Source organism: Sphingobacterium spiritivorum (assembly GCF_016724845.1).
GTDB classification, from domain to species: Bacteria; Bacteroidota; Bacteroidia; order Sphingobacteriales; family Sphingobacteriaceae; genus Sphingobacterium; species Sphingobacterium spiritivorum_A.
Window position 1 is genome coordinate 481772 of sequence record NZ_CP068082.1, and the last position, 14450, is coordinate 496221.

A 14450-nucleotide genomic window follows, 5' to 3' on the forward strand; every position below is an offset into this window, starting at 1 on the left:
CTCTTATATTACTTTTTTGCCCACCATAAATCAGTTCCCATTTCATCCGGTCCTTTCAGATAAGTACTTACTGCATTCTGCACATTAACAGCATTTTCCGTGTATTCATCCTGCGGATAAGGGAGTCTGCGTGCCATACGCTGAGAGTTCACACGTCCGCCACTGTTATTCTGTAATACACTCATCAGTTTAGGATATCCGGTACGACGGTATTCTGTCCAGGCTTCAATACCTAATGGAAAATTGGCAATCCACTTTTGGGTAATGATCCGTTCCAGATTTTGTTCCATATCAGCTGCCGAATTCCACTTAATGGTAATCATACTTGTAGAACCGGTATTCGAAAATGCCCCTAAAGGATCTATATACGATGTAGCAACACTTCTGCTATCCTCTGTATATGCAGTTGCTCCTGCCGCTCCCCATTGATTAAATGATAAATTAATCCCTGTTTTATAGAATCCTTCTGCCGGAGTCGACCCTGCCATAGCTGCTGTACCCATGTTCCAGCCTCTTAATGCTCCTTCAGCTCTTAGAAATGCGACCTCTGCAGCGTTCATCCAGAGGACTTTATCCGTATTCCCGACATTCATATTGGTGTACCTCTTTACGTTTTCGCCACTGGGAATGGAAATTCCTGAACGTAAACCCAAATATCCGTTTGTAATATTTCCGGTAAAAGTGGATACTGTAAAATACTTCTCACGTCTCGGATCTTTGTAACCGTTCATATAGGAAGTAATGTCTGCTGAAATACGGGAATCTCCGTTATTATACTCATACATGACTACCCGAAACGGATTTTTAGAAACAGGCTGTGCAAATGCGTTATCCTCATTGGAGAGCATAGGACCTATTTCATGTTGTACCGCTTCTTCAGCCTTAGTTTTTGCCAGAGAGGGATTAGCAGATAAGATGCGCATAGCCAGTCTTAGCTTTAAGGAGTTTGCTAATTTGATCCACTTGATTACATTTCCGCCAAATACAATATCCGCTTTAGGGGTAAAATTTTCTGTTCGGCGTAATGTTAATACAGCAATCGCTGCATCCAGTTCGGCAAACATCTTGGTATAAACCTCTTCTTCTGAATCGTAAGGTGCATTCAAAGCTCCCTCAGCACCTATTTTTGAGTAAGGAATAGGACCATATATACTGGAGACTCTTGAAATAGACAACACCTTAATAATATCTGCTACGGCTGCCGGAATAGGATCCTGCGTAACACTTTTCACCTTCACATTGCGAATAAAAATATTTGGAATTACATCGTTAAAAGGTACTCTAAGCCAATTTTCTTCCGGATTATAGGTCGCAAAATTCTTTCCGTTAAACCCGTTATTAGAGTCTGAAAGATACCCCCCATAGGATCCGCCAAGCAGACATTCAGTAAACTGACAGGTATTGACATCTAATGGAATTACCCAGGCCTGCATACCTGTCAACGCAGAAGCAAGGATATAGCCATCACGTTCCACTTCTTCCTGAGTAGAGCCTTTCGGATCTGTATTGTATTTTTCAAAACTCTTGGTGCAGGATTGCAGGATCAGCATAGCACCAATGAGATATATTCCGAGTGAATTATTCATTTTCATATCAATCTCTTTTAAAATTTAAGTCTGACATTGACACCTACATTTCTTGTACTTGGCGTCATAAAATTGTCAATACCCTGATAATAGTTTCCTGTACTTGCTGTAGATTCAGGATCGTACGGTGCCTTGTTATAAATCATCCAAAGATTACGCCCTACCAGCGTAAGCGACATTTCTCCCAGATTCCAAAAACGAGCTTTTGGGATGGTATAACCGATACTGGCTTCCTGCAGTCTTACATTTGTTGCGCTATAAGTATAATATTGCGGCAATCCGCTTTTTCCTCCTATAGTTGTGTACCAGGTTTCGGCATCCACAAGATCTCCGCCATTAAGTAAGACTCCGCCGTTTTCTCTTGCCAGAGCAGATACTTCAGATACTCCGTACTGATCTAAGGCAGCTTGTGTTGCAGAATAAACAATTCCTCCCAGACGTGCGGAGAACATAAATCCGGCTCTGAAATTTTTCCATGAGAAATCATTTCTCCAGGCCATATTTGCTTTCGGAAAAATACTACCCAATTTGATATCACCGACCTTGTTGTTCACTGCTATTCTTCCATCCTGATCGATATAGATATCGCCATTGCTATCGCGTTGAAGATCCGACAAGGAATACATATCGCCCAGCGTACCTCCTTCTTTCAAAATAAAGCGTGCCTGAGAAAGTCCTCCTACATCCAGCCGGTCCTTATTAATAATCGCTCCGGTCTCCGGGTGCTGATAGTTGCGTACCAGTTCCAGAATCTTATTTCTATTGGCGCTGAATGTATAATTGGAAGCCCAGTTCACATCGGCCCACTGTTTTTGATATCCCAGTCCTAGCTCTATTCCTCTGTTTCTGACACTTCCGGTCTGCACATACAAAGTAGTGTACATAGAAGATACGGAGATTTTGGGATCGAAAGTCTGGTTGTAGGTCTTCGTATCATATACACTCAGGTCGAGATTAAAACCTTTTAGAAAACGGGTTGAAATACCCAGCTCCCATGAATCTGTACGTTCAGGCTTCAGATCCGTCATGGGATAGTTTGTCTTATCCTTGTATTGCTGGATTGTTTCATCCCAATCATATACAGGGTTGGCAATAAAGCGTGGAAAAGGCAACCCAATAGAAGCAAATGAACCTCTTAATTTCAGGTATTCGATTTCCTCCGGCATATTAAATATCTCGGAAAGAATAATTGAAGTTCCAACGGAAGGATAGAAAAATGAAGTTGCCCTGGATTTAGGTCCGGCAAGTTGTGAAGCCCAGTCATTTCTTCCGGTCAATGTCAGATAATATGCTCCTTTGTACCCCACTTCAGCACTCGCAAAGACAGACTGTGTCTGATCCCGCCATCCCTCATCCCGATGTTTGGTATTTTCATAATCCAACTGCGCAATATTAAATTTATTCGGAATACCGTTTGGTCGTATAGGTCCACGGTTCTGAATAAAATTCTGACGGGCATCCGTCAAAATAGCCCCCACATTGGCCTGCAAAGAAAAGTCATTGAATGTCTTATTAATGTTGGCCATAAAATCTGTGTACAACTGTTTGTCTTTTATTTCCTTTATACCATACAGACCATTTTCAGATCCTTCAGCAAGTGTTGTATTTGTAGAAGCGTATAATTTTTCTGAATATTCCGTATTTGCATTATCGATACGCACACGTCCTGCAAGACTCAGCCAGTCTAACACTTTATACTCCAGATTCGCATTAAGCATATACCTGTCTTTATTATTATTACGCAGATTACGGTAATTGATCCAGTATGGATTTTGTCCTGTAAATTCATTCAGTCCCTGTGGCCAGTATTGGGTATATATCTTACGCTGCGTATCATAGCGTTCGTACATTTTGATGTCATTCCAATCATCACCACGAGGAAAAAGATAAGCGGTCACAAGAGGGTTTGAATAGGTCCCCTGATTAGTCATATTCTGATCCTGCTGTTTGATGTAACTGCCTCCTACATCCAATATCATTCTATCATTTAAAAACTTGGAGGTGTTACGGAATGTAAAATTGTAACGGTCATATTTATTATTCGGAATTATTCCCTCCGAATTGACTGCAGCAGCAGAAACATAGGTTTGATTTTTTTCATTCCCTGTAGAAAATGAAATATTCTCGGTCGCGATAACACCTGTTTTGAAATAATCCTTATCCGGAGAATATCCCATAAAATTGGAAGAATTCAATGCCTTTCCCCAGCTTTTATCATTTGTATTCTGAAACAAGCTGCTTCCGGTACCGAATCTGTTCTGGAATTTAGGCAGGACAAAAGCATCCAATATTTCCGTATTCTGCGACAGAGAAAGTGTAGTCTTTCCTATCTTTCCTTTTTTAGTGTTGATTACTATTGCACCGTTGGCAGCACGGCTTCCGTATAATGCAGCGGCAGCAGCTCCTGTCAGTACAGACATCGATTCGATATCTTCGGGATTGATATCCGCGATAGATTCTGATGTACCTGACGAACTGAATTCCTTGCCTTCTTCCCCGCTGTAATTATGAATAGGAATACCATCAATTACATATAATGTATTATTGGTCTGATCGATAGCCTTTGAACCACGCATAACCACTTTGCTGGCGCCTCCGATACCGGAGGAACTGCTGTTTATGGTTACACCTGCTACTTTTCCGGAAAGCGCATTGATAAAATTTACATCTTTGACACGCGTCAGATCGTCTTCCTTGACCTGTTGAACATTATAACTCAAGGCCTTCTCCGACCGCTTTATACCTAAGGCGGTCACGACCACCGCATCCAGCATATTATCTTCTGCCGTCAGTGATAGTTCTACAGGTTGAGTTGTAGAAGTAATCGTATAACTCTTCGCCTGATAACCCACAAAACGTATCTCAAGCACATCATTTACTTTGGCCGGAGCCAATGTAAAACGACCTTCCGCATCTGTAGATATCCCGATGTTAGTTCCTTTTATAGACACTGAAGCTCCCTGAAGGGGTTCCCCTTTATCATCCGAAATTTTTCCGGAAACCCCTTGCTGAAACGAATTAGCATTTTTAAAAGAAGAAGATTCCTCTGCCTGGCTGATTTGGTTGATTAAGATCGTATTATCCTTGATCTTATAGTGAAGACCGGATTGATCAAGCAGAATATTCATGACTTTATGGATGTCTGCCCCATCAAATTCTACATTAAGTATTTTTTTATCATTAAAGATCTGATTAGAGTATAAGATATTATATCCTGTCTGCTTATTAATAATTTTAATAAGTTCTGATGCTCGTATTTTTTGCTTTTTAAGGGTCACTACACCTTGTCCGGCAGCCGAAATAGAGCAATAGGTGACCATTAAAGCCACGCACATAGCCCGGGCTAGTTTAAAAACATTTAACCTCATGATTTTTAAGAAGTAATTTAAATTGGTTATTTAAAGAGTATAATTGTGTAAAATCTGGTAATTGGTATATCAGTCCATAAGCGTTAATTTTGGTTTACAATAATTGTTCGGTTTATAATTTTGAATTTTAATGTACTTGTACTCTGCAGTAGTTCAAGTACTTTTTCCACTTCTGCGTATCTGGATATTTTACCGCTGAATGTGATGTATCTGCTACCCTCCTTAGCATATTGCACATCGACATTGTACCATCTGGATACTCTGTTCAGAATGGACTGTAAAGATTCATCCCTGAATACGAATTCATTATTTTTCCAGTCAACAAAGTCTTCCACATCAACCTGACTGATTATAATATCCTGTCCTTTGACCTGTGCCTGCTGACCTGGTGTCAGTATTTTTTGATTATTGATCTGGATTTTCCCTTCCAGTAATGTGGTGATACTATTTGACTGATCATACGTATTGACATTAAATACTGTACCCAGAACTTTGATTTCCTGACGGTTACTCTGAACAATAAAAGGACGCTTTTTATCTTTTGCAACAGCAAAATACCCCTCTCCTTTGAGCTCCACTTTCCGGAGTTCCCCTTCCGTCATATCAATCGGAAACCGAAGTGATGAAGCAGCATTAAGCGTCACTTCTGAACCATCCGACAGTTCGATCAGGAATTGTCCTCCTCTCGGAGTCTCGATCGTGTTATATTCCCCTTTGCCTGTGGCACCTTTCTGTACGACATATTTGAGTTGACCATCGGCAGTTTTGCGGATAGTTATACCAGAAGCCAGTGTGGAATGATCAGTGGTCAGTTCGATTTTGCGCCCGTCAGCGAGTGTCAATGTCGCCTGATCAGATCCGGGCACTACTTTATCGGCTATTTTCACCTGTGTTACCTCTTGCCCTGTTCGTATCTGCCATACAAAAAGCGCAGCCATACTCATGATAAGCACTGCAGCAGCATACGGTAAGTAGCGCTTCAGACGTCTGTATATAGGGGCAGTATTATTAGAAGATGAAATTTTAGCATCCAGTTGTTCCCATAGAAATTGCTTCTGTTCTGCAGACAGTATAACTTTATCTGTTTCGGGAAGTGTCTCTATCCATAACTCTAACAGCATTCTCTCCTGTTCAGAGCACGTGTTATTGGCATACTTCTCTAATAGTATATCTATAGTATTATCATTCATAATTGGCGAACTAACACAATGATGTTGCACAAGTATGCCTCAGGGAGTAGAAAAAATAAAATTATTTTTCGGATAGCAGATAACTGATGATAACGATCACTTCAGCCTGGCGCGGACTGATTTTCGAACGAAAGATTTTCAGGACATTATTGATCTGCTTCTTAACTGTTTTTTCGGATAATTGAAGTTCTTCCGCAATTTCTCTGTGTGACAGAAAATCCTGTCTGCTCATCCGAAAGATCTGTTGCATCTTAGACGGCAACTTGGCGGTTTCTCTTTCGATAAAATCCCGAACTTGTTTTTCCTGAATAACATCCAAAACCGGATCATAGAAAGGATTCAGGTAAGAAGCTAAATTTTCAATGTATTTGTCTCTGTTTTTTTGTTTCCGAAGGCTGTGTAACATCTGCTTGCGTACAGACATATACAACCAGGCAAGGGGTGTATCCAGATTCAGCTCATGTCTGCGCATCCACAAAGACGCAAACACCTCCTGCACAAAATCATTAGACTCTTCTTCATCGGTATGAAGGCGTCTGGCATACTGTATCAGTTCCTGAATATGTCTCAGATACAATGCCGTAAAACCGGCATAATCATCCTGACCAATTAATATCATTAATTGTTGATCTGAAAGAGTATTATAATCAGTTTCCTTTGGCATGGCAATAAAGACAACACAGTCTGTACATGGAGTCCAAAGATATAAATATTTTATAATTTGAAAAAAGAAGCATCGGGGAGGAAAAAATCATTTACAATTTGAATAAAGAAGGGAAAAGGAGGGGGACACCTCCTCTTCATTTACCTTCTCTATGTTCCGTTCCACCTATTCACCTTAACATACGTGGCCAGAACACTCAACTATAAACCACCATAAAACTCGTTATAAAATAATAATGCCACCACAACCTGTAGTTATAATTTAAAAAAACTATCCGTCAGGTCTTTTCCAGCTTTACCTTGCCGGCTACCAAAGGTTTTCGGTGTATAAATTCCTGATGAAACAAGATGATCCCTTTGAGGTGATGAAAGAGTACCAGTGTTTTTTTATCCCGGGTATACAGCTTGATATATCCCAGTGCAGGATTATAAGTTGCATCAATAATATCGTCCCAATGTGCTGTCTGTACTTTACTGCGATAACTGTGACAGATAATATGTTCATGGCTATACTGTACCTTATGAAAGTAATAAAGGGACAGACTATATATACCACAGGCTCCGAAAATAAGAAGTAAGAGTGCCGCCAGAGTCATCTCGGTCATATCCATGCGACCGTAATCATATATGGCCCCTCCTACTATTCCGGCACACATCATCAGACAAAAATAGCCCAGATACACATATACGGGATGTACACGCATCATAAGACTTCCATCTTCCATACTTTCCATAACAGAAGACGATTTATTAATAAATCGATACAGGAAATAACAAATAATTCCTGTTATAGTCATAGTTATAATGCTCTGCATATCGATTACATAACGGTATGAGATAATCGGTATTAACTAATTGCCTTTAAGATTACAAAAAGAGGGAAAAGAGGAGTCTACTCTCCCCTTTTTTATCCCTCAATTTTTAAAGTCCTGAACTGCGTATCCACCCAAAGAATGCACATGATTGAAATCAACAGCATAAAAAAATGACTATTGACGTACTATAACATATCAGAACATTTTATAAACAATACAAAAATCAGCATTAAAACCGACCTCCACCACAACCTGTAGTTATAATTTAAAAAAATATGTAAGATAAAATTTCGGATAAATCTTCTATTTAAGCCAATTGCGAATTCACAAAAGTCTATGCATAGATACTTATATTTTTAGAAGCAGAAGGAGGAGTTATCTCTACTCCTTCTGCTTTGTCCTAAATTGATTCTGTGCGGTATGCACCGTGGAAGCACAGATTAAGGATAAAACCAACGCACCGAGATTATGACTATTCATGTTTGGCGATGGTCAGAACATTTTATAAACATAGCAAACATCGCTATTAAAATTCATCTCCGCCACAACCACAGGTTGTATTTTAAAAAAGATGAATAGTAAATTCCGAGATGAAATCCCTTACACTTAAACATAAAAAATTACAGACAGATGGTATTACAGATACTAATACCGTATTACAGTGACATATCCTTTATTGATATGGATTTTTCCGTTTGGCAACTCCACCTCCAGGATATAGAAGTACGTACCTTGGTTAAGACCGATAGCACTCCAGTCATTTTGGTATTGATGCGATCGGTACACCTCATTACCCATTCTGTTGAAAACAGTCAGTTTATTTCTGGCACTGGTATCCAGTCCTTTAATAACAAAGGAATCATTCTTGCCATCTCCGTTAGGAGTGATAATATTAGGAATATTCAGGAATACAATATTTACCGTTGAGCTCGCTTCATTATCCCCCGTAAGTGCATCTTTCTCCCTTGAAGTAACTTTACTCATAGTAATGGCATTTCCTTCCGAAATAGCCTCTACATTTATCCATAGCGAAGCAGAACCCCCGGCTTCCATTTCACTGATCTTCCAGATCAGTTGTCTGCTGCTTGCCTGATAAAATAATTCTCCCGGATAAGTTCCCGTTGGACCTACATACTCGATTTCACGAGGGATATTGAATGTGATAACCAACTCATGTGCCGGATCGTTACCATTGTTGAGCACCATAAGCTGATAATTGTACTTACGACCAACCTGTACTGTATTTGCGTCCGGAAGATTTCGTATCTCCAGATTGACCTCTACGTCTTCTCCAAACGGATCAACTATAATTTCCACCGGGTCAGAAAGATCCGAATTACAGCCTTCACCCAACGCAATAACGGTATAAATGCCAGCTTCTGTCACCGTAATCCGCTGATCATGAAATCCGTTTAGCGGTTCATTATTCTTAAACCAGATATACGACAAAGCGTGCTCGGCATCAGCCCGTAAAGTGACTTTTTTTCCTTTGACAATATGCAAAGTCTGTCCCTGTTGCGCCGTTGCTTCTGATAAGAGAAGCAACAGTGCAACCAGAAAAGATAAAATATATCGGGACAGACGTAGCATCTTGTATTATTCTATATCGGTTAGTCTGTGACTGCCTCGATAGTAATATGTGGTTTACCTGGCGTAGGCGTAACCGTAATAATCAGATCACTGGCTCCGTTTACTGCAAAATCTCTGTAGATCACATACGGTCTGTTACGGTTAGCCGGGTCATCAGCCGACAGCCCGTTACTTCTGTCTTTAATGGCATACTCAGCCTCCACGAGGATTTTGTACTTACCAAAAGCAGCTATCTGCGGAAAAATAGAATTAGCCGTCCCTGTCAGTGCAGTTACACCAGTCAAAGTACTTGGATCAAATTTAGCATCATCAATGCTTGCACCTGCCAAAGGTGCATTTGCGGCATCTACCTTGACAGCGTACCAGCGGTAGTTAATTGTAAAATCACCGACTGCCGGAGTAAGTCCGCTGGTTACAAAGGAAGGTGTAGCTGTAACCTGTACTTTAGCCTGTGTATTGGAACCTGAACTTTCAGACTCACAAAAAGCAAAATCTGTAGCACCACCCGCTAATACCCCAGCAGAAGCAATATTTAAGCGAGGCAATACATACACCACGAATACTTCTTCCTGAGGAGTACAAAGTGCACCTACCGGAGCGTTATCCGGATTGACAACACCCTGTACTTTAAAGTAATGGTATCCTTCAGTCAGGTTGGTCAATGGCAATTTGTTATTCGCAGTAGTAGCATCCTGCACTACAGAATATCCACCGGCAACTAAATTTGTATTAAACGCTGCTCCAGAAGCAGCCGCTGTACCTGAAGTACCCATATAGTACCAGGTATAATTAGTGAATCTTAACGCTGTACGTGGTGTTGGCAGCACACTCACATCTTCATTAAGTGCTGCTACCAGTGTCAGAGAAGGACCATTAGTTGCGGGATTATAAAACAGTATAGAGTTGACTGTTTCGTATGCCGAAGTACCATTCGTCAGTACGGGAGTAATAGCAGTGACACGCCCGGCATCTGTAACAGAAGTTGAAGGTCCTACATTCAAAGGCGGATTACTGATACTTTGCCCCCATACCGCTGTTCCTGAACATAAAAGCAAAGCGATCACGCCGGCTCTTATTTTTTGAATTTTTCTTTTCATATTGATTACTTAATTGATGTTAATATTTTGTTGATTTTCCATAGTTATTTAATTGATAATATTTTGAATTGTTAAATGCGGTTTTCCCTGAGCGGGGTATATATTGATGCTGAATGACTGCAATGATCCTTCGCAACCATTCACAGAATTGTAAATGGAGACCTTACCTGTATAGACACCATATGAAGCATTTCCCGGAACACTGACAGTAATAGAATTGCCGGTAAGATCTGTCCAGTTTATTACGTTTTGAAAAGATACAGGTGTGCCCGGATCCCAGGTAATTTTATATTGATTACCCCCATTGGCGACTACAAAAGGCAAAGATGCGTTGACATCCCCTTCACATATTCTCGGAGAAGGAGACAAGGTGATAGAAGGCAAAGGATTGATCGTCAATGTCACGGCTGTACGGGTCGAACTCGTACAACCTGTTGTTGCGTTAAAGGCTTCGACGTAATAAGTAGTGGTAACAGTAGGATTGGAAATAATATAATTTGTTCCTGTATTCAATACCGTACCCCCATTAGCTGAAGAATACCAGCGATAGGTAATTCCGGCCACAGGAGAACTCACCGATAACAGAACGGATGTCCCCGAACAGGTGGCCGTATTTGGAACTGTAGGCGCTACAGGCAACGGATTGACGGTCAGCATCACTGCAGTACGTGAAGTACTCACACAACCCGCATTTGATGCCTCTACATAATATGTGACCGTAGACGTAGGATTAGTAATGGTGTAATCCGTTCCCGTGAAAAATGAAGACCCTCCTGTAGAGCTTGTATACCAGCGATACGTTGCTCCGGCTACCGGAGACGACACAGACAAAGTAGTTGTAGTTCCCAGACAAGTAGCTTTGCCCGGCACTGTAGGAGCTGCAGGAAGCGGATTTACCGTCAGAGCAACAGCTGTACGGGTAGCACTGATACAGCCTGAAGCACTTACAGCTTCTACATAATAAGTCGTGGTCGTGGTTGGATTGGAAATTGCATAGGTCGCACCCGTATTCACAGAAGTACCTCCTGTTGATACTGTATACCAGTTATATGTCATTCCACCCACTGGAGAACTGATTGTCAAAGTAGCTGATGTGCCTGCACAAGTCGTTAGATTAGGAATAGTAGGAGCTGCAGGTAATGGATTAACCGTCAGAGTAACAGCTGTACGGGTAGCACTGATACAGCCTGAAGCACTTACAGCTTCTACATAATAAGTCGTGGTCGTGGTTGGATTGGCAATCGCATAGGTCGCACCCGTATTCACAGAAGTACCTCCTGTTGACACTGTATACCAGTTATATGTCATTCCACCCACTGGTGAACTGATTGTCAAAGTAGCTGATGTGCCTGCACAAGTCGTTAGATTAGGAATGGTTGGAGCTGCAGGAAGAGGATTTACCGTCAGAGTAACATCTGTACGGGTAGCACTGATACAGCCTGAAGCACTTACAGCTTCTACATAATAAGTCGTGGTCGTGGTTGGATTGGCAATCGCATAGGTCGCACCCGTATTCACAGAAGTACCTCCTGTTGATACTGTATACCAGTTATATGTCATTCCACCCACTGGTGAACTGATTGTCAAAGTAGCTGATGTGCCTGCACAAGTCGTTAGATTAGGAATAGTAGGAGCTGCAGGTAATGGATTAACCGTCAGAGTCACGGCTGTACGGCTCGCACTGATACAACCCGTAGTCGCATTATACCCCTCTACATAATACGTAATTGTTGTTGTCGGATTGGAAATTGTATAGCTATTCGCTGTGGTCAAAGCCGTTCCTCCGGAAGCAACTGTATACCAACGATAGCTAATACCCGATTCAGGCGAACTAATGGAAAGTGTGGCTGAAGTACCCGCACATGTTGTCATATTAGGAATGGTCGGAACTGCAGGTAGTGGATTTACCGTCAGAGTCACGGCTGTACGGCTCGCACTGATACAGCCCGTAGTCGCATTAAATCCCTCCACATAATAGGTGGTGGTAGTCGAGGGATTCGCAATTGTATAGCTATTTGATGTGGTCAAAGCCGTTCCTCCGGAAGCAGCCGTATACCACCGATAGCTAATACCTGCAACTGGAGAACTAACGGAAAGTGTGGCTGAAGTACCCGCACATGTTATCGTATTAGGAATGGTCGGAGCTGCAGGAAGCGGATTCACCGTCAGAGTCACGGCTGTACGGCTCGCACTGATACAGCCCGTAGTCGCATTAAATCCCTCCACATAATAGGTGGTGGTAGTCGAGGGATTCGCAATTGTATAGCTATTTGATGTGGTCAAAGCCGTTCCTCCGGAAGCAGCCGTATACCACCGATAGCTAATACCTGCAACTGGAGAACTAACGGAAAGTGTGGCTGAAGTACCCGCACATGTTGTCATATTAGGAATGGTCGGAACTGCAGGTAGTGGATTTACCGTCAGAGTCACGGCTGTACGGCTCGCACTGATACAGCCCGTAGTCGCATTAAATCCCTCGACATAATAGGTAGTTGTTGTCGTTGGATTGGAAATGGTATAGTTATTCGCTGTGGTCAAAGCCGTTCCTCCGGAAGCAACGGTATACCAACGATAGCTAATACCTGCAACTGGAGAACTAACGGAAAGTGTGGCTGAAGTACCCGCACATGTTATCGTATTAGGAATGGTCGGAGCTGCAGGAAGCGGATTCACCGTCAGAGTCACGGCTGTACGGCTCGCACTGATACAACCCGTAGCCGCATTATATCCCTCGACATAATAGGTAGTTGTTGTCGTTGGATTGGAAATGGTATAGTTATTCGCTGTGGTCAAAGCCGTTCCTCCGGAAGCAACGGTATACCAACGATAGCTAATACCCGATTCAGGCGAACTAACGGAAAGTGTGGTTGAAATACCCGCACATGTTGTCACATTTTCAGCTGTCGGAGCTGCAGGCAGTGGATTTACCGTCAGAGTCACGGCTGTACGGCTCGCACTGATACAACCCGTAGTCGCATTAAATCCCTCCACATAATAGGTGGTGGTAGTCGAGGGATTCGCAATAGTATAGCTATTTGCTGTCGTCAAAGCCGTTCCTCCGGAAGCAGCTGTATACCAACGATAGCTAATACCCGCAACTGGAGAACTAACCGTAAGTGTGGCAGACGTACCGGCACAGGTCGTCACATTTGCAACTGTCGGAGCATCCGGTAATGTATTTCGAACAATTGTAATAGGAGTTCTTGCTGATGGATAAGTATTTGTCTCTCTCGCTTCCAGATAATATGTTCCTGTAGCCAAAGTCCCCGGAATAGCTAAGGTATTCGTAGTTGTCGACACTCCGGAAACTTCAGTACCATCTACAGCTGCAGTATAAAGTTTATAGGTATATCCGGATTGAAAATTACTAATCGTAAATGAACCAGCGACATTCCCACACAAATTTAATGTAGCAGAAGTAACCGCTGGAGGAATGATATAATATGCATAATAGAGACTGGCTGATAAGCCTAGAGATACGGCAGACCCAACCTTCACCCGTATTCCATCATTAGCCTGAGCAGATCCGACTACAGGTAAGATAACTGTTAATTCTTGCTGTCCTACTCCCCCTATTCCTAAAAGATCCAGTAAATATCCCGCAGAATATTCTGTACCAACCGCAGTACTTACGTTACCATTCGTTCTTTGCAGACTGATGGAATTAATCAGACTCAATAAAGAAGCATTCATTTTAAGTTTGACCATGACCGGGGTAACATAGCTTGGCAAAGCATTAGCACCTGTAAATCTTACATTCTGCATAGTAGCCGATAATACCAGCGGAGCTACAATTGTCGAGGGATTATTTGCTGCTATCTGAGTTGGACTAACTGCATTTCCACCATTATTCACACTTCCACATACAACAAGCACACATCCGAGATCTACATCGGAGCTGGAGTTGAAACTATTTGCATATACCCGCTGTGCATACGCTGTCTCTGCCATCCCATAGAATAGCAATGCAAGCATACAGATCAGATAACACCATTTCAACTTCATAGGTAATGACGATGTGTTTTACTAAAGCGCAAACGTATTTAGGTTAGGATGTATAATGTTTTTCATAGAAGTAGGCCGGAATACTAGAAAAAGACACCTAACCCTAAAGCCTTTTGCATATATTCCACTACAAATG

The 14450-nt window shown here is 41.9% G+C and carries 8 protein-coding genes; all 8 read right to left on the reverse strand.

Annotation, left to right across the window (positions count from 1 at the left end):
• Window positions 1–8: 8 nt before the first annotated feature.
• Window positions 9–1592, reverse strand: a complete 1584-nt coding sequence (locus I6J03_RS01975; RefSeq protein ID WP_003010860.1) for a RagB/SusD family nutrient uptake outer membrane protein — start codon at window positions 1590–1592, stop codon at window positions 9–11.
• Between the two features lie 11 nt (window positions 1593–1603).
• A complete protein-coding gene (locus I6J03_RS01980) occupies window positions 1604–4954 on the reverse strand; it encodes a SusC/RagA family TonB-linked outer membrane protein (RefSeq protein ID WP_003010857.1) in 3351 nt (1116 codons plus the stop codon).
• Window positions 4955–5037: 83 nt separating this feature from the next.
• The gene (locus I6J03_RS01985) at window positions 5038–6144 is read right to left on the reverse strand and encodes a FecR family protein (protein WP_003010852.1); all 1107 of its coding nucleotides are present in this window, start codon (window positions 6142–6144) and stop codon (window positions 5038–5040) included.
• A 61-nt stretch (window positions 6145–6205) separates the two neighbouring features.
• Window positions 6206–6763, reverse strand: a complete 558-nt coding sequence (locus tag I6J03_RS01990; RefSeq protein WP_201694111.1) for an RNA polymerase sigma factor — start codon at window positions 6761–6763, stop codon at window positions 6206–6208.
• A 322-nt stretch (window positions 6764–7085) separates the two neighbouring features.
• The gene (locus tag I6J03_RS01995; protein WP_003010842.1) at window positions 7086–7541 is read right to left on the reverse strand and encodes a hypothetical protein; all 456 of its coding nucleotides are present in this window, start codon (window positions 7539–7541) and stop codon (window positions 7086–7088) included.
• 726 nt (window positions 7542–8267) lie between these two features.
• Complete coding sequence (locus tag I6J03_RS02000; protein ID WP_003010840.1) at window positions 8268–9212, reverse strand: T9SS type B sorting domain-containing protein; 945 nt, start codon at window positions 9210–9212, stop codon at window positions 8268–8270.
• A gap of 20 nt (window positions 9213–9232) precedes the next feature.
• Window positions 9233–10309, reverse strand: coding sequence for a hypothetical protein (locus I6J03_RS02005; protein ID WP_003010838.1), 1077 nt, complete (start codon window positions 10307–10309; stop codon window positions 9233–9235).
• 48 nt (window positions 10310–10357) lie between these two features.
• Window positions 10358–14314, reverse strand: a complete 3957-nt coding sequence (locus tag I6J03_RS02010; RefSeq protein ID WP_201694113.1) for an immunoglobulin domain-containing protein — start codon at window positions 14312–14314, stop codon at window positions 10358–10360.
• Window positions 14315–14450: the final 136 nt, after the last annotated feature.